We start from the raw sequence: 18,491 nt of genomic DNA, 5'->3' as shown, positions 1-18,491 counted from the left end.
ACCCCGCTCGATCAAATCAGGGGTCCACGACCTCATTTGCCATGAAGCGAGGAAACCAGGATTCGTGGGCAGCGGTCAATTCGCCGACAGGAATCGCCCGCGCCTCGCCGAGTTTCAGGTCGCTGCCGCCGGTCGAGCCGATCCACGGCGCGAAGATGCCGAGCTTGCTCTGCTGTTCGCGAATGGCGTCCCATTCCTTGCTTTGCGGATCGATCGACAGTGTCAAGAGGTAGCGGCCCTGATCCTCGCCGAACCAGACCGGGATCGGATCGGTCCCGACCAGGCCGGGGACGGTCGCGCCGATGCCGGACGCCATCGCCATCTCGGCCAGCGCGACGGCAATGCCGCCATCGGAAACGTCATGCGCTGATGTGACGACGCCGGAGGCGATCAGGGCGCGCACATGGTCGCCGACGCGCTTTTCATGGTCGAGATCGACCGGCGGCGGCGGGCCGTCGGTGCGGCCATGGATGTCGCGCATATAGGCCGACTGGGCGAGATGCGTTCCCCACATCGCCGGCGCGCCGACCAGCAGGATCATCTGGCCCTCGGCGGCAAAGCCGATCCGCGCCATCTGGGACCAGTCGGCGATCAGTCCGACGCCGCCGATGGTCGGCGTCGGCAAGATGCCTTGCCCGTTGGTTTCGTTGTAGAGCGAGACATTGCCGGAGACGATCGGAAAGCCGAGCGCGCGACAGGCGTCGCCGATGCCTTTCACGGCGCCGACCAACTGGCCCATGATCTCGGGTCGTTCCGGGTTGCCGAAATTGAGGTTGTCGGTGGCCGCGAGCGGCAGGGCGCCGGTGGCGGTAAGATTGCGCCAGCATTCGGCCACCGCCTGCTTGCCGCCCTCGTAAGGGTCGGCCTCGCAATAGCGCGGCGTCACGTCGGAGGAGAAGGCGAGCGCCTTGGTCGGATGGCCCTCGACGCGCACCACGCCGGCATCGCCACCCGGAAGCTGCAGCGAATTGCCCTGGATCAGCGTGTCGTATTGTTCCCATACCCAGCGACGCGAGGACAGGTCGGGCCCGCCAAGCAGTTTCAGCAGCGCCTCAGCGACATCCGCTTGCGGTGCATCGCCGGCCGCCAGCGGCGCCGGCTTCTTCGGCTCGGTCCAGGGACGGTCATATTCCGGCGCCTGGTCGCCAAGGTCCTTGATCGGCAGATTGGCGACTTCGTCGCCCTGGTGCAGCACGCGAAAGCGCAGATCGTCGGTTGTCTTGCCGACGATGGCGAAGTCGAGGCCCCATTTGTGGAAGATCGCCTCGGCTTGCTTTTCCTTTTCGGGGCGCAGCACCATCAGCATGCGCTCCTGGCTCTCCGACAGCATCATCTCATAGGCGCTCATGCGCTCCTCGCGCACCGGCACATTGTCGAGGTCGAGCTCGATGCCGAGGTCGCCCTTGGCGCCCATCTCGACCGCCGAGCAGGTGAGGCCGGCAGCACCCATGTCCTGGATGGCGATGACGGCGCCGGACGCCATCAGTTCGAGGCAGGCTTCGAGCAGGCATTTTTCGGTGAACGGGTCGCCGACCTGGACGGTGGGCCGCTTCTCGTCGATCTTGTCGTCGAATTCGGCCGAGGCCATGGTGGCGCCGCCGACACCGTCGCGGCCGGTCTTGGCGCCGAGATAGACGACCGGCAGGCCGACTCCCTTGGCTTCCGACAGGAAGATCGCATCGGTCTTGGCCAGCCCCGCCGCAAACGCGTTGACCAGGATGTTGCCATTGTAGCGCGCGTCGAAATTGACCTCGCCGCCGACCGTCGGCACGCCGAAGGAATTGCCGTAGCCGCCGACGCCGGCAACGACGCCGGCGATGAGGTGCCTGGTCTTGGGGTGGTCCGGCGCGCCGAAGCGCAGTGCGTTCATTGCCGCGATCGGCCGCGCGCCCATGGTGAAGACATCGCGCAGGATGCCGCCGACGCCGGTCGCCGCGCCCTGATAGGGCTCGATGAAGGAGGGGTGGTTATGGCTCTCCATCTTGAAGACCACGCAGTCGCCGTCGCCGATATCGACCACGCCGGCATTCTCGCCCGGGCCCTGGATGACCTGCGGCCCGGTGGTGGGCAGCGTGCGCAGCCACTTTTTCGAGGATTTATACGAGCAGTGCTCGTTCCACATCGCCGAAAAGATGCCGAGCTCGGTAAAGCTCGGCTCGCGCCCGACCAGGTCGAGGATGCGCTGATATTCGTCGGGCTTCAGCCCGTGCGCGGCAATGAGTTCCGGAGTGATCGGCACGGAATTAGAAATGGTCATGGGCGGCAATTTATGTCCTTGGGATCGAGTCCCGTCTTATCGCAAGCTTTGCAGCCGATACACCCATCAAGCGACGAAAAACGATGGAAAGGGTGCAGCAAGGAGCGAAAGATCGCCACTCCGCCCGCCGGTTTCAAGCCGGTTCAGGAGAAACTGTCGTAGCCGGCGCGGCCCTCGTCCAGCAGCCGCCGGATCACGCCGACGCCGCCGGCGATGTCCTCTCGTCGCTCCGGCTGTGAAACGCCAAACCGCACGCCGTGAAAAACCTGCTCGGAACGCCCGGCCTTGAACTCGTCCTCGTCGTCGATGAGCACGCCATGTTCGAGACAGGCGTTCTTGAAGGTGCCGGAAAGCCATGGATCGGGCAGGGTGAGCCAGACGAAGGGCACATTGTCTAGTGCGTTGAAGTCGAACCCGGCTAGTGTCTCGCGCACGATCGCCACGCGCGCGTTGATCTCGACGATGCTGCGCTTGCGCATCTCGCTGGCCTGGCCGGACAGAACCAGTCGGCTACACACTTCCGCCAGCAGGAAGGGGAGGCCACCCGTCAGCATCTTGTGAGCGACCCGGATCCGGTGGCGATAGGCCGGCGGACAGGCGAGCCAGCCGCCGCGAACGCCGGCCGCAACCGATTTCGACAGGCCGCCGGCAACGATGGTCCGTTCGGGGGCATATTCGGCCAGGAGCGGCGTCGGGTCGTCGGTCAGATCGCCATAGAGATCGTCCTCGATCAGGATGACATTGTATTCGCGCGCGACGCGCGCGATGGCCTCGCGGCGCGTTGCCGACAGTGTCACCAGTGTGGGGTTCTGTGCCGTCGGCATCAGGAACATCATTTTCGGGTGTTTTTGCGCGCAGACGCGCTCGAAATCCTCTGGATCGAGCCCTTCCGCGTCCGACGTCACCAGCGCGGTGCGGCGGCCGATCAGGCCGGCGCTGCGAGAAATCTGCGAATAGGTGAGGTGCTCGAAGACGATATAGTCGCCGGGCGTGGTCAGCGCGGCAATCGCCGCCATAACCGCGGCATGGGTGCCGAGCGTCGGAACGATGCCATCGGGGCTTGGGCGAAACGAATTTCGCGACAGCCAGCTGCAGCCGGCCTCGACCCAGCGGTTGGGAAAATCCCGCGTATAGCTTGAAATCTCGTACGGATGCTCCTGCGCCGTGCGCGAAAGCACATCGGCGACAATGGCGCCCTGGCCGGTATCAGGCGCAGTCGTGCTGTCGAAGCGCAGTTTGCCGCGAGGCGCATCGATATAGCGCGTGCCTTCCACCTGCGGGTCGGGCGCCAGCAGATCGGTCTTGGTGTCATGCCGGCCAAGCACATAGGTTCCGCGTCCGACTTCGCCGCTCACTAGGCCCCGCTCGCGCAACAATTGGTAGGCCCTGCCGACCGTGCCGACGGTCGTGCCGATGTCGTATGCCAGATCGCGCTGCGGCGGCAATTTTGCCCCGGCGGCGATCACGCCACGGTCGATGTCCGTTTCGATGGAATCTGCAAGCCGCTGATAGAGCGGCCCGGAGCCGGCGGAAAGGTCGGGAAGCCAATTTGTCATGGTGACAATTTTCTATATTGCACCGTTTTGAGAGTCAATACATATGGTGACCGAGCAACAAATAGGTACAATCTCGAATTTCGGTAGCAAGAAAATGACTGCAATCGATACAATCCGTTACATGAGAGCTGGATTGCCCGGAGCCCGCCCGTCAGGCCGTCAAGGCTATGTCCGTCGCTTGGTGCGAAGGGTCAGCTCACTTGCAAACCGGATCGGCCGCTTGCTGGATCGCCGGCGCAGTCGGCTGGTCTTGCTGGAAATGACCGACGATCAGCTTAGGGATATCGGCATCTCGCGTGCCGACGCCCATCGTGAGGGTCTGAGGCCGTTCTGGGCCTGAGAATACGCGCTGAAATAGAAGACCAGCGAGCCGACAAAACTGCGGCCGGCTGCCATCGACGCCTGAACGGTGGTGCAGATTTGCAGGACAAGGGCGGCCAGGCCGATGCCTAGACCGGCGACCTGCGCGAAGCGGCGCGCAGCCCTATGCAGCCGCACCGCAGGCCTGATTGCCAGCCTGCCAGCGGGCAATGTCCGAGCCGATGCGTGCGCCGAGCGGTTCGGCCATCAGCGGACCGTACACGTCAACCCGGCGTGAATTGCCCTGTGCCTGCACGACCAGCAACGGCTTTCCGCCATAATGCTTGACCGGAACCAGCAGGAAGCGCGGCGTGCCGGTGAACGAATTCAGCTCGTTGGCCATCTGATAGGGCTTGAAAGCGGGATCCTTGCTGGCGATCCAGCATTTGTGGGCGGCGATCGCCACCTGTTCCATGGCAAGCAGCGCCGCACTCTTGCCCGAAGGCGCCGGCGCGTTCTTCGGCTTCGACTGGCAGGAGGCGAGCACAAGGCAGGCGGCGGCGACAAGAGCGAGGCGGGCGATCGTCTGTCTCGGGCTCATGCGGCGCCTATTTCGATTCGGAAAAAAGATGAACGCTGAAGATATCAAGCGGCGATGCCAAGCGCACTTTCGAACAGCGCCCGGCCGTCGCTGCCGCCATGCGCCGCTTCGATCAGGTTCTCGGGATGCGGCATCAGGCCGAGCACATTGCCCTGGCCGTTTATGATGCCGGCAATGTCGTTGATCGAGCCGTTGGGATTGGTGCCTTCGGCATAGCGGAACACGACCTGGCCTTCGCCTTCGAGCCTGCGCAGCGTCTCGGCGTCGGCAAAGTAATTGCCGTCATGATGCGCCACCGGCGAGCGGATGATCTGGCCCGGCTGGTAGCGGCGGGTGAACATTGTGTTGGCGTTGGCGATCTGCAGCTTGACCTGTCGGCAGACGAATTTCAGCGACGTGTTGCGCATCAAGGCGCCTGGCAAAAGGCCGGCCTCGACCAGGATCTGGAAGCCGTTGCAGACGCCAATGACCATCACGCCCTTGGCCGCCTTTTCGGCGACCGCCCGCATCACCGGCATGCGCGCCGCAATGGCGCCGCAGCGCAGATAATCGCCGAAGGAGAAGCCACCGGGAATGGCGATCAGGTCGACGTCGGGGATTTCGGTATCGGTTTGCCAGACCGTGACCGGCGGCGTTCCCGAAATCTTGGTCAGCGCCGCGATCATGTCGCGGTCACGGTTGAGGCCCGGCAGAAGAACGACGGCTGATTTCATTTCGGTTCGTAAGGCCCCTGGGCTTCGGCAAGTCCACGCAATTCGAGACGGCGCTCTATACGTTCGAGACGATCGTCTTGACGGCCAAGAATGCCGTAGATGTTATGGATGTCGCTTTGCGTTGCGACCATGTGACCCCGAATTGCGTTCAACTCCCGCTTCACTTCGGATACATCTGGTCGAAGTTCAGCAACTTCGTGGTGCACACGCTTCAGGAGCTCGTACATCAACTCGTTCGTGGCTTCAGTCATATACCCTCCGGCACAACCTCAGGTAATGGCCACACTATAGTTCTCAATCACCGTATTCGCCAGAAGCTTGTCGCACATGGCTTTGAGATCGGCCTCGGCCTTGGCCTTGTCGCTCTCGGCAAGCTCGACGTCGAAAACCTTGCCCTGCCGCACCTGGCCGACGCCGTCAAAGCCCATCCCGGACAATGCGTGTTCGATCGCCTTGCCTTGCGGGTCGAGCACGCCGTTCTTGAGAGTGACGGTAATGCGGGCCTTGATCACGCTGGACATGCTCCTGTTCGACGTTGAGCGGCAAGAAATCTCAGTGCGGCTTGCCTTTGAGGCCATCGGTCGAGGCGACGAGCACCGGCCCGGCGGGACGCGGCGGCTCGTTCTCGTTCATGATGCCGAGGCGGCGGGCGACTTCCTGATAGGCTTCGACCAGACCGCCCATGTCGCGGCGGAAACGATCCTTGTCGAGCTTGTCCTGGGTCGCCACGTCCCACAGACGGCACGAGTCCGGCGAGATCTCATCGGCAACGACGATGCGCATCATGTCGCCTTCGAACAGCCGGCCGCATTCGATCTTGAAGTCGACAAGCTGGATGCCGACTCCCATGAACAAGCCGGAGAGGAAGTCGTTGACGCGGATGGCCAGCGCCATGACGTCGTCGATCTCCTGCGGGCTTGCCCAGCCGAAAGCAGTGATGTGCTCTTCAGACACCATTGGGTCGTCGAGCGCATCGGCCTTATAATAGAATTCGATGATCGAGCGCGGCAGCACGGTGCCTTCCTCGATGCCGAGACGCTTGGCCAGCGAGCCGGCGGCGACATTGCGCACGACCACCTCGAGCGGGATGATCTCGACTTCCTTGATCAGCTGCTCGCGCATGTTGAGCCGGCGGATGAAATGGGTCGGAATGCCCATCCGGTTGAGATGGTTGAAGATGTGCTCGGAAATGCGGTTGTTGAGCACGCCCTTGCCATCGACGATTTCGTGCTTCTTCTTGTTGAAAGCGGTCGCGTCGTCCTTGAAGAACTGGATCAGTGTTCCCGGCTCAGGGCCCTCATAGAGGATCTTGGCCTTGCCTTCATAAATGCGGCGGCGATTTTTCATCTGATCTTTTCTCTGGATTTCCGGGCAGGCGGCAAGCGACCAGTTCCTGTCCGTATGCCTAAATTAGTGCGGCAACGGTAGGGGTTCAATGCCGGTGTCTATCCCAATCGCAGTGTTTGCTCAATCGGCAAATCCTTTCAATCACCGCTTTCCGGAATGAAATGCCGCAGCGCAGCAAGTGATGTAGCATATTGACCGGCCCGCGGCCTTTTGGTTTGTGCTGGGCAAGACACATATTTCGACTGCCAACCAAATCGGATTTGACCGGAGGGATGCCATGAGCAGCATGAAAGATCGCGAGGAGGGCTTCGAGCGCAAGTTCGTAATCGACGAGGAACTCCGGTTCAAGGCTGCGGCCCGCCGCAACAAAGCGCTCGGCCTGTGGGCCGCCGAAAAGCTCGGCAAGGCCGGTGCCGACGCCGAAGCCTATGCCAGCCAGGTCGTCCTCGCCGATATCGAGGAAGCCGGCGACCACGACGTTTTCCGCAAGATCCGCAAGGATTTCGACGAAGCTGGAGTCGCCCAGTCGGATCATCAGATTCGCCGCACCATGGACGATCTGATGGCGCAGGCAATCGAGCAGATCAAGAACACCTGACCCTTGCTCTGAGCCAATCGACACGCTGGACCAATCGACCGCCTCGCCCCTCCGGGCGGTTTTTCTTTGCCTTTGCAGCTGTTTCCGGCTGAACTGCATTAGAGCGACGTGCATCCATTCGGAAAGTACGAGGTACGCTCAACTTTGACTCCTCGCATCGGGCTTGCCGATTTTGGGCCGATGCGAGGTCGAATAAGGAAGGCGCCCATGTCCCTCAAGTCACGCCTTGCGGCCGATGAAACCTTGTGCACCGCATGGTCTGGCGTGCCTGATGCCCTGACGGTCGAGATTCTTGCCAGACAGGGGTTCGATGCCGTCACGCTCGACATGCAGCATGGCGGACATCATGAGGACAGCGTGCTGCGCGGCCTTGGGCCGGTGCTGGCCGCCAACAAACCGGCGCTGGTGCGCATTCCGGTTGGCCGCTTCGACATGGCCAGCCGCGCGCTCGATTTCGGCGCCGAGGCGGTGATTGCGCCGATGGTGAATTCGGTGGCGGATGCCAGGCTGTTCGCTGCCGCCATGAAGTATCCGCCGCTCGGCGAGCGCTCCTGGGGCCCGACTTATGCCTTTCCGCGTCATGGCAAGGGCGACTATGCCGACTGGCTGCGCGACAGCAACGCGCGCACCATGGCCTTCGCCATGGTCGAAACGCGCGCCGCGCTCGATGCACTCGACGGCATCCTCGACACGCCGGGTATCGACGGCATCTTCCTCGGGCCATCGGATTTTTCGATTGCCTGGTCGAACGGCGCCGCCGTCAACTCGACGCTCGAAAGCATGATGGAAACAGTCGCCTCGATCGCCGAGCGGACGCGCAAGGCCGGCAAGCATGCCGCGATCTACGTCATCGAGCCGGCCATCGCCGGCCGTGTGGTGTCGATGGGCTATCGGCTGCTGGCGATGGGCTCCGAGCACGCGTTGATCGGGCTGGGGGCAAAAACCCTGCTGAAGAGCGTGAGGGACTCGATCAGCGCCTAAAGCGCGTCGCATTGAAGGGAATGTAACGCGCTTAAAGTCTTTGTTTTATGCATGTCGTCCCAAAACCGCTTCGCACCCTCGGGTCAGGCCCGAGGGCATGCTTTTGGGCGACATGCACTAAAGGTCGGTCAGGAATTTCGCAAAAGTCATCGAGCCTTCCGGCCACGGGCCGAAGCCGGCATCGGCGTTGAGATGTCCGGACTCGCCGGCGTCGATGAACAGCGAGCCCCAGGCGCCGGCAATGTCCTCGGCCACCTCGAAGGTGCAGAACGGGTCGTTGCGGCTGGCGATCACCACCGAGGGAAATGCCAGCGGCTCGCGCGGATAAGGTCCGAAGGTCATCAGGTGCCTGGGTTTTATCTCTGGGTTGGCGACGTCGGGCGGCGCCACGAAGAAGGCTCCGGCGACCGGACGCTGGAACTGCGGCATTGCCTGGATCACGGCAGCGACGCCGAGTGAGTGCGCGACGATGACGACCGGTCGCTCGGCCTCGTTGACCGCCTTCGCCACGCTCGCCGTCCAGTCTTCGCGCACTGGCTTCGACCATTCCGCCTGCTCGACGCGCCGCGCCGTCGACAATTTCGATTGCCAGCGGCTCTGCCAATGGTCGGGACCGGAATTGGTGTAGCCCGGCACGATGAGAATGTCTGCATCCCTGACTTTCATGGCGCGCATGTAGCGAGGGACACGGTTTCGTGCAACCGCGCATGATCCCAAAAAGTGTGAAGCGGTTTTTGAACAAGATCATGCGCAACTGGGTCTGATCATTTTGCGATTGCTCATAATTGTGAACACCATGTTCGCTTCTTGACGTCTTGTGTGAACGATCAAGAACGACGATCTGTCATCGGGAAAAGAAACAGCCGTGTACATGAGACCCAGGACTTGGAACTGACACGACGTACGATGGTAGGTGGCGCGGGCTCCTGGTTTTGGGGATCTCGTCGAAGGCCGGCCAAACGGAGACTTTGATGAGCGAATTGCCTTTTGCCGCCACGACCCCGGTCAGCGTTGCCCGCGTCGGGCTGCGGGCGCGAGATGCCGAAAGCTTGGCCGCTTACTATCGCGATGTCATCGGGCTGCAGGAACTGAGCCGCACCGGTGGCACGATCACGCTGGGCGCCGCCAATCGTCCCTTGCTCGACATCGAAGCGGTTGCAGCGGCGAAGCCTGACGATCCGCGCAGCGCCGGCCTGTTTCACACTGCCTTCCTGCTGCCCAGCCGGGCCGACCTCGGGCGCTGGATCAACCACGCCATCGCCAACAATATCGGCATCGACGGCGCTTCCGACCATCTGGTCAGCGAGGCGCTCTACCTGACCGATCCCGAAGGCAACGGCATCGAGATCTATTCCGACCGCCGCCATGAGGACTGGAAGTGGAATGGTGACAAGATAGCGATGGCGACCGAACGGCTGAATATTTCGTCGGTCGTCGCCGACGTGCCCGCCGGCAATGCCGCCTGGCAGGGCATGCCGGACAACAGCATCATCGGCCATGTCCATCTGCGCGTCGGACGGCCGGAAGACGCCGAGGCCTGGTGGCACCAGGAATTCGGCTTCGATACCATGGCGAAATATGGTGGCGCGGCGGTGTTCCTGTCGTCAGGCGGCTACCACCACCACATAGGCGCCAATTCGTGGCAGAGCGCCGGCGCCGGCCGTCGCGATCCTTCCCGGTCCGGCCTCGCCTGGGTCGAAATGCGGTCCGACAATGTGACTGATGCAGCGACGCGCGAGGACCCGTGGGGAACGGTGATCAGGACCGTTCCCGGCAAGGCTTGATTATTTGAACCTGACGGTGCGCGCTGAGCAGGTGAAGGCTGCGCTAGGCTGGAACACCCCTCATCCGTCTCGGCGTTGCGCGCCGGTCCACCTTCTCCCCCCCAAGGGGAGAAGGGCGAGCCTGCCGTTTGCGCTTCGGCAAATCTCGCAGTTTGATGGTTGGCGACGAGGTCGTGTTCCAGCTTGGAACCGCCGGCCAGGACCGGTCAAAACCGCGTGGCCTCACGCTTCTCCGAACACCCGCTTGAAGATCGTGTCGACATGCTTGGTATGATAACCCAGGTCGAATTTTTCACGAATTTCGGCCTCGGGCAAGGCTGCGGTGACCTCCTTGTCGGCCAAAAGTTCCTCAAGGAAATCAGCGCCTTGCTCCCATACTTTCATGGCGTTTCGCTGCACCAGCCGGTAGGCGTCCTCACGGCTGACGCCGGCCTGCGTCAGCGCCAGCAGCACACGCTGCGAATGCACGAGGCCGCGGAACTTGTTCATGTTCTTCAGCATGTTGTCGGGATAGACGAGCAATCTGTCGATGACACTGGTCAGCCGCGATAGCGCGAAATCGAGTGTCACAGTCGCATCCGGGCCGATCATGCGCTCGACCGACGAATGCGAAATGTCGCGCTCGTGCCAGAGCGCCACGTTCTCCATCGCCGGCATCGCGAACGAACGCACCATGCGGGCAAGCCCGGTGAGGTTTTCGGTCAGCACCGGGTTACGCTTGTGCGGCATCGCTGACGAGCCCTTTTGCCCGGGCGAAAAATACTCTTCGGCCTCCAGCACCTCGGTGCGCTGCAGATGGCGGATTTCCGTCGCCAGCCGTTCGATCGACGAGGCGATGACAGCGAGCGTCGCAAAGAACATCGCATGGCGGTCGCGCGGGATCACCTGCGTCGACACCGGCTCCGGCTTCAATCCGAGTTTCTTCGCCACATGCTCTTCGACATAGGGGTCGATATTGGCGAAGGTGCCGACTGCACCTGATATGGCGCATGTCGCAATATCCTCGCGCGCGTGCACCAGCCGCTCGCGGCAGCGCGAGAATTCGGCATAGGCCTGCGCCAGCTTGACGCCGAAGGTGGTCGGCTCGGCATGGATGCCGTGGCTGCGACCGATGGTGACGGTGTCCTTGTGTTCGAAGGCGCGGCGCTTGAGCGCCGCAAGCAGGCCGTCGATGTCGGCCAGAAGGATGTCGCCGGCGCGGGTGAGCTGCACGGCAAAGCAGGTGTCGAGAACGTCCGAGGACGTCATGCCCTGATGAATGAAGCGGGCGTCCGGACCGACGAATTCGCTGAGGTGGGTGAGGAAGGCGATGACGTCGTGCTTGGTGACGCGCTCGATCTCGTCGATCGCCTCGACGTCGAACTTGGCGGCCCCGCCTTTTTCCCAGATGGTTTTGGCGGCTTCCTTCGGGATCACGCCGAGCTCGGCCAGTGCGTCGCAAGCGTAGGCCTCGATCTCGAACCAGATGCGGAACCGGGTTTCGGGCGACCAGATGGCCACCATTTCCGGCCGGGAGTAGCGAGGGATCATCGGTCAGTCCTGACTTGCGAGGGCGTTCGCCCGCGTCGTAACAGAGGCAGACAAAATGCTCAACGCTGCTGCCGCGCAAACCAGATGCTGGCGAGAGCAAGCGCGATGAAACCGAGCGGAAAATAAAGCCGGATGCCCAGCACGATGAATTGATAGAACGCCGTCGCCATGGTGTGCACGAACTGGATGGACCAGCCAATGGTCAGTGCAGGTTCATGCCACTGGGCATAGTAGGAACGGTATTGCAGCGCAAAGAGCCCACCGGTGAAGCCGATCGTGGTGGCAAGAAGGCAGACAAAGGCGGCCGCCAAGGCTACTTGCCAATGCCGCCCGAGCGAGACGAGCCGCGCCAGGAACAGGCCAACCGGAAAGGCGAGCGCACCGCCCGCCGCATAGAGCAACGAGACGAAGCGGATATTTGCCGGGGTCACCCAGTCGTCCAGCAGCAGATTGACAAGTGCGCTGGCGCCCATCGCTGCGGCCCACAGCAGCGCGCCGCAAACTGCGGCGGACGGCGACGGCAAGGCCTTGCGGATGCGATCCAGGACGCTGTTGCGTATGGCGGGGAGCGACGTCACAGCCGGCCGGTCACCGCGATCCAGCGATAGTCAGGCCCTTCGAAGCCGTACTGGCGCACCGCGATCAGCACGGCATAGGCGCTGAGGCCCTGCATGGAAAATGTCTGCACCGCGCCGATCCGATAGCCGTTCGGGCAGCCCCTGCTTTTGGGGATCGACTTGTCTTCGTGCAGGAGTTCAGTCTTGCCGCCGCCTTTAGCCTCGATGCGCATCAGGCGAAAGCCGTTGATCTCGCCAAGGTTTTGGCAGGTTTCGGTATCGTTCATGCCGATCTCGTCGAGCCGGAACTCGAGCGGATCATCGACCGGCGAAAAGATCGGCCGCGGGTTGACCACCATGCGGAACGGATCGGCCGAAAGCTCGGTCACCGGGTTGGAGCCGGCGGTGATGCCGCGATTCGCGGTCAATTCCGCCTGTTTGATGATAGCTTCACCTTTCTGCCGGGCTGCAAGGCGCGCCGCATCGAGCGTTGCGTTCTCGTCGTCAAGCCGCACCCTGATCGGCGTGCCCTTGAGAAAACTGTCGTCGGCGGTATTGATGTAATAGCGATTGGCATAGGGAAACCCCGACCCGTCCTGGACGCCATACTCCTCGAAGACGAAGGCGCCGCCATCCCCGGTGAAGCCGAGGATTTCAAGCTCGGCAACATCGCCGGCATGCGCAGCGAGCGAAGTTGCAAACTGGGCAAGGAGGGACACAGCAAACAGGACGAGAATTCGCATCGGATTTCCGTTTGAGCAGCCAGCGTTGTTTCGATCACTATCACGACATCGTCAAAACGTCGTGCGCTCTGAGACGCAACCCGATGCATCCAATCGTGCCGTCATTTGTTTATGTTGGCAGCTTCACCGCATCGACCCGAAAATCGGAATCGATTTTCGGAAAGTACGATGCGTTGATTTAAAGTGTTAGAGCGTCCTTTGCGCGTCCAAGGACGCGCGGCGCTCTAATGGAGAACCCACAATGACCGATGCAGCCAGCATTCGCGAACATATGGAAGTGATCGGCGCCGACGGCGTCCATGTCGGCACTGTCGACAAAGTTGAGGGACAACGAATCAAGCTGACCAAGCGCGACAGCGGCGAGGGCGCCCACAGGGGGCATCACCACTTCATTCCGCTCAGCCTCGTAGCCGAAGTCGAGGGCCAGAAAGTCCGGCTGTCGGCAAATTCGGATGTCGCGGTCACGTTCGAGGAAGAAAAATCCGACCCCACCTGATGACGGGCCGCGGCAGCCCGCATTCAGCGCGACGACCAGACCGGAAACAGGTCGCCATCGGCGGGCGTCGCGGCAAAGACGCCGCGGCTGATGGCGCGCGCCATGGTGGCGCCGGCCGCGGCGTAAAGCTCGATGGCGTCGTTGGGCGCGAGCTCGATGCCGCTCTTGCCGGTCGCCAGCGCGAAAACCAGATCTCCGTCGGCCGGCGTATGTGTCGGCCAAATGGCGCGCACGAAGCCGTCATGCGCTGATATCGCCAGGCGTTTTGCGGCGGCCTTGGTGAGAAGGGCGTCCGTGGCGATGACGGCGATGGTCGTGTTGCCTCCGACGTGCTTGTCGCGAAATTTCAGCAGGATCCTTTTCGCGTCCTTCGGCATCGGCGTGGGATAACCGAGCCCGCCGAACTCGTCGCCGATCTCGAAGGGCGCTGCCCAGAAGTGCCTGCTACGGGCGATCGTCACCGAGCCGGTCGGATTGACAGCGGCGAGTGCGCCGATGGTGACGCCGCTGTCGAGCACCGTCGAGGCCGATCCGAGGCCGCCCTTGAGGCCGGAACTCAGGGCACCGGTGCCCGCGCCGACCGTGCCGAGCGCAAAATCGATGCCGACTGCCTGTGCCGCCTCATAGCCGAGATCGCGGTAGGGCGGATAGCGGCCCCAGTCCTTGTCGCCGCCGTTGCGCAGGTCGAACAGGATCGCCGCCGGCACGATCGGCACGCGAAAGCCGCCGACCTCTACGCCGATGCCGTTTTCGCGCAGTGCCGCCTGTACGCCGGATGCGGCATCGAGGCCGTAAGCCGAGCCACCCGAAAGCACCACGGCATGGATCGCCTCGATCGAATTGTGCGGATCGAGCAGGTCGGTCTCGCGGGTGCCTGGCGCACCGCCCAGGATCTGGACACCGGCCACCGCCGGTTCGTCGCAGACGATGGTGGTCACCCCGGACTTCAGCCTAACATCGGAAGCGTTGCCGACGCGCAGGCCGGCGACATCGGTGATGAGATTGCGCGGCCCTGTCCGAAACATCATTTGGCCTCCGCCGGCACGAAATGTGCGCCGTTGAAACGGAAGACCCGATAGAGGTTCTCGGTCAAGTCGCCCTTGCCGTCAAAGCGGATGGGCCCGATCGCGGAGCTGAAGTCATGCGCGGTAAGCGCATCGGCCAATGGCTTGCCGGAGGTTTCCGCCAGCGCCGTCGCCGCTTCGGCGATCTCGACCGCCGCAAAGGCCGGCAGCGTGTAGCCGTCCGGCACGATGTTTTGTGCGGCAAAGCTTTCGAGCACCCTGGAGTCGGCGACATCGGCCCATTCGGGCGGCGCAATCATCAGCGTGCCCGTGGCATAAGGCACGTCGCCGGGCGGTGTGCGCAGCGCTTCGCCGCCGGCAAAAATGATGCCGGCATCGAGTTGGCCGGCGTCGCGGCCCATGATGGCGATGTCTTCGCCGTCGCCGCCGGCGAAGACATGCGTTGCACCGGCCTTCCTCAGCCGCCCGATCAGTCCGATCTGGTTGTCGAGCTGCGGCCTGAATGTGTCGACGAACACCGGTTTCAGCGCCGCCTGCTCGGCTGCCGCCCGAAGCGTCTCGGCGATTTCGCGGCCGTAAATCGTGCCGTCGTCGATGATGGCGAACAGCTCGTTCTGCCATTGGCGGGTGAGATTGAAGGCGACGGCGTTGCGCTCGTCATCGCCGCGCGGCCCGAGCCGAAAGATCGGCCAGCCGGTCTTGGCGCGCCGGTCGGTCAGGCTTTCGGTGCGCACGCCGACGGTGATGACCGGTATGTCGGCGTCCTTCAGGATCGGCAGTGCCGCCTCGATCGCCTCGGTGCAGAGGAAGCCGACGACCACGCCGACTTTCGACGCAACGAATTTCCTCGCCGCGGCAGCCCCGCCATCGGCCGTGCAGGCGTCGTCGACAACCTTGAGTTGAGCACCGTTCGCCGCTGCCGCCAGGCCGGCGCCCGCCTCGATCTGCTTGCCGAGGGTCGCCGACGGCCCGGACAGTGGTGCTGCGACGCCGACCAGCAGCATCTCAGCGTTCGCATCACCGGCGAGAGACAGCCAAGCCAGCACCGCTATTGTCGTTGTCGTGCCTATTGTCCGGGGTCGCATGCGAGCGAAGATTTCCTCCGCGCCGGTCGCGTGTTTGCCGGCGCCACTTCCTGCCAAGACCTAAAGGCTGGTCAGCTTTCACGCAACACGCGAAATTCAGGATGCATGTCAACCACTTCGCTTGTGGCATGCAATATCCCGCCATATATAACGGTTGGGTTCATCTCGCTTCAAACCAATGGAAATCGCCGGTGCTGAAGAAGAACGACATAGGGCCGCAGGCCTATCGCGACGCGATGGCCCATTTTGCCGGCCACGTCCATGTGGTCACCACCGATGGTTCCGCCGGCAGGCGGGGTGCGACTGTCATTGCAGCCTGTTCGGTGTCGGACACGCCGCCGACCATCCTGGTCTGCCTCAATCGCGAAAATCCCAAGAACGAGCCGTTCGTGAAGAATGGCAGGTTCGCCTTGAACGCGCTGGCTTCGGACCAGGAGGCGCTGTCGGTCGGCTTTTCCGGCCTCACCGGCCTGCCCGTCGAGGAACGCTTCGCGCTCGGCGAGTGGGATATGATCTCGACCGGCGCGCCCACGCTGAAGGGCGCGCTCGCCGTGTTCGACTGCGAACTGATCGACACCAAGGATCTGGCCACCCACCGTGTGCTTTTTGGCAAGGTGACAGGCCTGCGCACCGGCGATAATTTGCGGCCGCTGATCTATCACGACCGCGGCTATCACGCTCTGTAGAGGCCCTGGATGGCTGCACCCACGGAGAAAGAATGACCGAGTTGAAACCGCGTCCCGCACCGCGGACGATCGATGAGACGCTCGATCTGCTGACCGGTGCGGACTATGTGGCAGACCGGTCGCTGGCGACCGTGCTGTTTCTATCGCTGCGCATGAAGCGGCCGCTGTTCCTTGAGGGCGAGGCCGGCGTCGGCAAGACCGAGATCGCCAAGGTGCTGGCGCAAGCGCTCGGCCGCCGGCTGATCCGCCTGCAATGCTATGAAGGCCTCGACGTCTCGTCCGCCGTCTACGAGTGGAACTACGCCGCGCAGATGATCGAGATCCGCATGGAAGAGGCGGCCGGCAAGGTCGACCGCTCCGACATGGAGCGCAACGTCTTTTCCGAAAAATACCTGATCCGCCGCCCGGTGCTCGACGCACTGACCGGCAAGGCGGGCGCCGCCCCGGTCTTTCTGATCGACGAGCTCGACCGCACCGACGAGGCCTTCGAGGCATTCCTGCTCGAAATTCTCTCCGACTTCCAGGTCACGGTGCCCGAGCTCGGCACGATCAAGGCGGAGGAGCCGCCGATCGTCATCATCACCACCAACCGCACCCGCGAGATCCATGACGCGCTGAAGCGCCGCTGCCTCTATCACTGGGTAGACTACCCGAATGCCGAGCGCGAGCTGGAGATCGTGCGCAGAAAAGTACCGCAGGCCAACAGCCGGCTGTCGGCAGAGGTGGTTTCGTTCATACAGAAGCTGCGCCAGATCGAGCTGTTCAAGGTGCCGGGGGTTGCCGAGACCATCGACTGGGCCAGCGCGCTGACCGAACTCGACAAGGTGGCGCTCGATCCGGAAACCGTTTCCGACACGATCGGCGTGCTGCTGAAATACCAAGACGACATTGCCCGTATAGAACAGGGCGAAGGCCGGCGCATCCTCAACGAGGTGAAGGCCGAGCTTTCGGCGGCGGAGTAGGCGATGGCAACGCCGCATCCCGAACCGAAAGAGGCCACGCCCGATGGGATGATCGCCGATAACATCGTCTATTTCGCCCGCACCCTACGCAAGGCCGGCATGCGGGTCGGCCCGGCCTCGGTAAAGGATGCGATCGAGGCGGTGCTTGCCGCCGGTATCGGCTCTCGCGACGATTTCTACTGGACGCTGCACGCCGTACTGGTGTCGCGGCACGAAGATCACCCTACCTTCGACGAGACTTTCCGGCTGTTCTGGAAATCGCACGAGCTGATCGAAAAGATGCTGGCGATGTTTTCGCCGGTGGCGCCTGATATCAGAGAGAAGCAAAAGCCGCGGGCTGCGGAAAACCGCGTCAGCCAGGCAATGTTCGAGGGCCACCAGAAGAACCAGCCGGTGCAGGAAATCCCCGAGATCGAGGTCGACGCTCGCTTCACGTTTTCCGGCAACGAGGTGCTGAGGGGCAAGGATTTTGCCGAGATGAACGCCGCCGAGATGACTGACGCCAAGAAGGCGATCGCCGAGTTGCGGCTGCCCTTCGACATGGTCAGGACACGGCGTTTCAAATCCAACGCGCATGGCCGACGTATCGATCCGCGCGCCATGATGCGTTCGGCCGCGCGGACAGGCGGCGAACTGATCCTGCCGAAATTCCGGTCGCCGCGCGAGGTTCACCCGCCGCTGGTCGTGCTTGCCGATATTTCCGGTTCGATGAGCCAGTACACGCGCATTTTCCTGCATTTCCTGCATGCGCTGACGGAAAAGCGCCGGCGCGTGCACGCCTTCGTCTTCGGCACCAGGCTGACAAATCTGACGCGGCAGATGCGCCATCGCGATCCTGACGCGGCACTCGCCGATTGTTCGGCGGCGGTGATGGACTGGTCGGGCGGCACCCGCATCGGCGATACGCTGGCCGAATTCAACCGGTTGTGGTCGCGGCGTGTGCTGGGGCAGGGTGCGGTGGTTCTCCTGATCACCGACGGGCTGGAGCGCGACGACGTTGCCGGCCTGTCGGAGGAAATGGAGCGCCTGCGCAAATCCTGCCGGCGGCTGATCTGGCTGAACCCGCTGCTGCGCTTCGACGGCTTCGAGGCGCGCGCCCGCGGCGTCAAGGCGATGCTGCCGCATGTCGACGAATTCCGCTCGGTGCACAATCTCGATGCGCTCGCCGACCTGTGCGCGTCGCTGGACAAGACTTCGGCGCGCTCCGTCGACCCACGCAGATGGATTGAGGGTGGCGCGAGAGACGCCGCATAGTCATATGTTTTCTCCG

At 62.9% G+C, this 18,491-nt stretch carries 21 protein-coding genes; 8 read left to right on the top strand and 13 right to left on the bottom strand.

The features are described from left to right. Positions 1-16: 16 nt before the first annotated feature. Both purL and AC0L3O_RS05745 read right to left on the bottom strand, forming a co-directional pair. A complete protein-coding gene (purL, locus tag AC0L3O_RS05750) occupies positions 17-2,257 on the bottom strand; it encodes a phosphoribosylformylglycinamidine synthase subunit PurL (RefSeq protein WP_473615071.1) in 2,241 nt (746 codons plus the stop codon). Positions 2,258-2,400: 143 nt separating this feature from the next. Beyond that, complete coding sequence (locus AC0L3O_RS05745) at positions 2,401-3,813, bottom strand: aminotransferase-like domain-containing protein (protein ID WP_473615070.1); 1,413 nt, start codon at positions 3,811-3,813, stop codon at positions 2,401-2,403. 43 nt (positions 3,814-3,856) lie between these two features. Here AC0L3O_RS05745 and AC0L3O_RS05740 point away from each other — a divergent pair, with 43 nt between their 5' ends. After that, complete coding sequence (locus tag AC0L3O_RS05740) at positions 3,857-4,153, top strand: DUF1127 domain-containing protein (protein ID WP_473534543.1); 297 nt, start codon at positions 3,857-3,859, stop codon at positions 4,151-4,153. Between the two features lie 144 nt (positions 4,154-4,297). On the opposite strand, the gene AC0L3O_RS05735 is transcribed toward AC0L3O_RS05740, so the two are convergent. From AC0L3O_RS05735 to purC, 5 genes are read right to left on the bottom strand one after another with little or no spacing between them, the layout of a single operon-like run. Further along, positions 4,298-4,714 (bottom strand): hypothetical protein, encoded by a 417-nt coding sequence (locus AC0L3O_RS05735; protein WP_128246630.1) that lies wholly within the window; start codon positions 4,712-4,714, stop codon positions 4,298-4,300. A 44-nt stretch (positions 4,715-4,758) separates the two neighbouring features. After that, positions 4,759-5,427, bottom strand: coding sequence for a phosphoribosylformylglycinamidine synthase subunit PurQ (gene purQ / locus AC0L3O_RS05730; protein WP_023798248.1), 669 nt, complete (start codon positions 5,425-5,427; stop codon positions 4,759-4,761). Then, positions 5,424-5,678: a hypothetical protein gene (locus AC0L3O_RS05725; RefSeq protein ID WP_023798247.1), complete on the bottom strand. Its 255-nt coding sequence runs from the start codon at positions 5,676-5,678 to the stop codon at positions 5,424-5,426. The genes purQ and AC0L3O_RS05725 overlap by 4 nt, the downstream gene beginning before the upstream one ends. A gap of 18 nt (positions 5,679-5,696) precedes the next feature. Beyond that, positions 5,697-5,939, bottom strand: a complete 243-nt coding sequence (gene purS / locus AC0L3O_RS05720; protein WP_023798246.1) for a phosphoribosylformylglycinamidine synthase subunit PurS — start codon at positions 5,937-5,939, stop codon at positions 5,697-5,699. A gap of 40 nt (positions 5,940-5,979) precedes the next feature. Continuing rightward, on the bottom strand, positions 5,980-6,774 hold the full coding sequence (purC, locus tag AC0L3O_RS05715) for a phosphoribosylaminoimidazolesuccinocarboxamide synthase (RefSeq protein ID WP_023798245.1): 795 nt from the start codon (positions 6,772-6,774) through the stop codon (positions 5,980-5,982). A gap of 277 nt (positions 6,775-7,051) precedes the next feature. On the opposite strand from purC, the gene AC0L3O_RS05710 reads away from it, so the two are divergent. Together AC0L3O_RS05710 and AC0L3O_RS05705 are read left to right on the top strand one after the other, a co-directional pair. Then, on the top strand, positions 7,052-7,372 hold the full coding sequence (locus AC0L3O_RS05710) for a DUF1476 domain-containing protein (RefSeq protein ID WP_027154189.1): 321 nt from the start codon (positions 7,052-7,054) through the stop codon (positions 7,370-7,372). 207 nt (positions 7,373-7,579) lie between these two features. Further along, the gene (locus AC0L3O_RS05705) at positions 7,580-8,353 is read left to right on the top strand and encodes an HpcH/HpaI aldolase family protein (protein WP_023798243.1); all 774 of its coding nucleotides are present in this window, start codon (positions 7,580-7,582) and stop codon (positions 8,351-8,353) included. A 117-nt stretch (positions 8,354-8,470) separates the two neighbouring features. Here the strand turns inward: AC0L3O_RS05705 and AC0L3O_RS05700 are convergent, their stop codons facing one another. Then, the gene (locus tag AC0L3O_RS05700; protein ID WP_473534657.1) at positions 8,471-9,019 is read right to left on the bottom strand and encodes an RBBP9/YdeN family alpha/beta hydrolase; all 549 of its coding nucleotides are present in this window, start codon (positions 9,017-9,019) and stop codon (positions 8,471-8,473) included. Between the two features lie 305 nt (positions 9,020-9,324). Here AC0L3O_RS05700 and AC0L3O_RS05695 point away from each other — a divergent pair, with 305 nt between their 5' ends. Further along, on the top strand, positions 9,325-10,137 hold the full coding sequence (locus tag AC0L3O_RS05695; protein WP_473534542.1) for a VOC family protein: 813 nt from the start codon (positions 9,325-9,327) through the stop codon (positions 10,135-10,137). A 222-nt stretch (positions 10,138-10,359) separates the two neighbouring features. Here AC0L3O_RS05695 and purB read toward each other — a convergent pair whose 3' ends face one another. Genes purB through AC0L3O_RS05680 form a run of 3 tightly spaced genes read right to left on the bottom strand, consistent with a single transcriptional unit; the run spans position 10,360 to position 12,967 of the window. Continuing rightward, positions 10,360-11,667: an adenylosuccinate lyase gene (purB, locus tag AC0L3O_RS05690; RefSeq protein ID WP_287171909.1), complete on the bottom strand. Its 1,308-nt coding sequence runs from the start codon at positions 11,665-11,667 to the stop codon at positions 10,360-10,362. 59 nt (positions 11,668-11,726) lie between these two features. Further along, positions 11,727-12,245 (bottom strand): hypothetical protein, encoded by a 519-nt coding sequence (locus tag AC0L3O_RS05685; RefSeq protein WP_287072491.1) that lies wholly within the window; start codon positions 12,243-12,245, stop codon positions 11,727-11,729. Then, the gene (locus AC0L3O_RS05680; protein ID WP_287210962.1) at positions 12,242-12,967 is read right to left on the bottom strand and encodes a DUF2259 domain-containing protein; all 726 of its coding nucleotides are present in this window, start codon (positions 12,965-12,967) and stop codon (positions 12,242-12,244) included. The genes AC0L3O_RS05685 and AC0L3O_RS05680 overlap by 4 nt, the downstream gene beginning before the upstream one ends. Positions 12,968-13,208: 241 nt before the next feature. Between AC0L3O_RS05680 and AC0L3O_RS05675 the strand changes: the two genes are divergently transcribed. Continuing rightward, positions 13,209-13,463: a DUF2171 domain-containing protein gene (locus AC0L3O_RS05675; RefSeq protein ID WP_023798236.1), complete on the top strand. Its 255-nt coding sequence runs from the start codon at positions 13,209-13,211 to the stop codon at positions 13,461-13,463. Between the two features lie 23 nt (positions 13,464-13,486). On the opposite strand, the gene AC0L3O_RS05670 is transcribed toward AC0L3O_RS05675, so the two are convergent. Continuing rightward, the gene (locus AC0L3O_RS05670; protein ID WP_473534656.1) at positions 13,487-14,488 is read right to left on the bottom strand and encodes a P1 family peptidase; all 1,002 of its coding nucleotides are present in this window, start codon (positions 14,486-14,488) and stop codon (positions 13,487-13,489) included. Beyond that, complete coding sequence (locus tag AC0L3O_RS05665) at positions 14,488-15,573, bottom strand: branched-chain amino acid ABC transporter substrate-binding protein (RefSeq protein WP_473534540.1); 1,086 nt, start codon at positions 15,571-15,573, stop codon at positions 14,488-14,490. The genes AC0L3O_RS05670 and AC0L3O_RS05665 overlap by 1 nt, the downstream gene beginning before the upstream one ends. A 191-nt stretch (positions 15,574-15,764) precedes the next feature. Here AC0L3O_RS05665 and AC0L3O_RS05660 point away from each other — a divergent pair, with 191 nt between their 5' ends. The 3 genes from AC0L3O_RS05660 to AC0L3O_RS05650 are packed head-to-tail and all read left to right on the top strand — an operon-like array spanning position 15,765 to position 18,475. Then, positions 15,765-16,259, top strand: coding sequence for a flavin reductase (locus AC0L3O_RS05660; protein ID WP_473534539.1), 495 nt, complete (start codon positions 15,765-15,767; stop codon positions 16,257-16,259). 32 nt (positions 16,260-16,291) lie between these two features. Beyond that, positions 16,292-17,221 (top strand): AAA family ATPase, encoded by a 930-nt coding sequence (locus tag AC0L3O_RS05655; RefSeq protein WP_287228940.1) that lies wholly within the window; start codon positions 16,292-16,294, stop codon positions 17,219-17,221. Positions 17,222-17,224: 3 nt separating this feature from the next. Then, the gene (locus AC0L3O_RS05650) at positions 17,225-18,475 is read left to right on the top strand and encodes a vWA domain-containing protein (RefSeq protein ID WP_473615068.1); all 1,251 of its coding nucleotides are present in this window, start codon (positions 17,225-17,227) and stop codon (positions 18,473-18,475) included. The last annotated feature ends 16 nt before the right edge of the window (positions 18,476-18,491 follow it).

It is taken from the genome of Mesorhizobium sp. WSM4810, from assembly GCF_055811235.1.
The sequence above is the reverse complement of the archived record's forward strand: the minus strand, read 5'-3'. Positions and strand labels throughout refer to the sequence as shown.

Excerpts from the sequence above, each read along its gene's own strand:
- purB (WP_287171909.1), bottom strand. The coding sequence starts at position 11,667 with ATGATCCCTCGCTACTCCCGGCCGGAAATGGTGGCCATCTGGTCGCCC.
- AC0L3O_RS05745 (WP_473615070.1), bottom strand. The coding sequence starts at position 3,813 with ATGACAAATTGGCTTCCCGACCTTTCCGCCGGCTCCGGGCCGCTCTAT.
- AC0L3O_RS05665 (WP_473534540.1), bottom strand. The coding sequence starts at position 15,573 with ATGCGACCCCGGACAATAGGCACGACAACGACAATAGCGGTGCTGGCT.
- AC0L3O_RS05670 (WP_473534656.1), bottom strand. The coding sequence starts at position 14,488 with ATGTTTCGGACAGGGCCGCGCAATCTCATCACCGATGTCGCCGGCCTG.
- AC0L3O_RS05675 (WP_023798236.1), top strand. The coding sequence starts at position 13,209 with ATGACCGATGCAGCCAGCATTCGCGAACATATGGAAGTGATCGGCGCC.
- AC0L3O_RS05705 (WP_023798243.1), top strand. The coding sequence starts at position 7,580 with ATGTCCCTCAAGTCACGCCTTGCGGCCGATGAAACCTTGTGCACCGCA.
- AC0L3O_RS05650 (WP_473615068.1), top strand. The coding sequence starts at position 17,225 with ATGGCAACGCCGCATCCCGAACCGAAAGAGGCCACGCCCGATGGGATG.
- purQ (WP_023798248.1), bottom strand. The coding sequence starts at position 5,427 with ATGAAATCAGCCGTCGTTCTTCTGCCGGGCCTCAACCGTGACCGCGAC.
- AC0L3O_RS05700 (WP_473534657.1), bottom strand. The coding sequence starts at position 9,019 with ATGAAAGTCAGGGATGCAGACATTCTCATCGTGCCGGGCTACACCAAT.
- AC0L3O_RS05695 (WP_473534542.1), top strand. The coding sequence starts at position 9,325 with ATGAGCGAATTGCCTTTTGCCGCCACGACCCCGGTCAGCGTTGCCCGC.
- purC (WP_023798245.1), bottom strand. The coding sequence starts at position 6,774 with ATGAAAAATCGCCGCCGCATTTATGAAGGCAAGGCCAAGATCCTCTAT.
- AC0L3O_RS05740 (WP_473534543.1), top strand. The coding sequence starts at position 3,857 with ATGGTGACCGAGCAACAAATAGGTACAATCTCGAATTTCGGTAGCAAG.
- AC0L3O_RS05735 (WP_128246630.1), bottom strand. The coding sequence starts at position 4,714 with ATGAGCCCGAGACAGACGATCGCCCGCCTCGCTCTTGTCGCCGCCGCC.
- AC0L3O_RS05725 (WP_023798247.1), bottom strand. The coding sequence starts at position 5,678 with ATGACTGAAGCCACGAACGAGTTGATGTACGAGCTCCTGAAGCGTGTG.
- purL (WP_473615071.1), bottom strand. The coding sequence starts at position 2,257 with ATGACCATTTCTAATTCCGTGCCGATCACTCCGGAACTCATTGCCGCG.
- AC0L3O_RS05710 (WP_027154189.1), top strand. The coding sequence starts at position 7,052 with ATGAGCAGCATGAAAGATCGCGAGGAGGGCTTCGAGCGCAAGTTCGTA.
- AC0L3O_RS05655 (WP_287228940.1), top strand. The coding sequence starts at position 16,292 with ATGACCGAGTTGAAACCGCGTCCCGCACCGCGGACGATCGATGAGACG.
- AC0L3O_RS05680 (WP_287210962.1), bottom strand. The coding sequence starts at position 12,967 with ATGCGAATTCTCGTCCTGTTTGCTGTGTCCCTCCTTGCCCAGTTTGCA.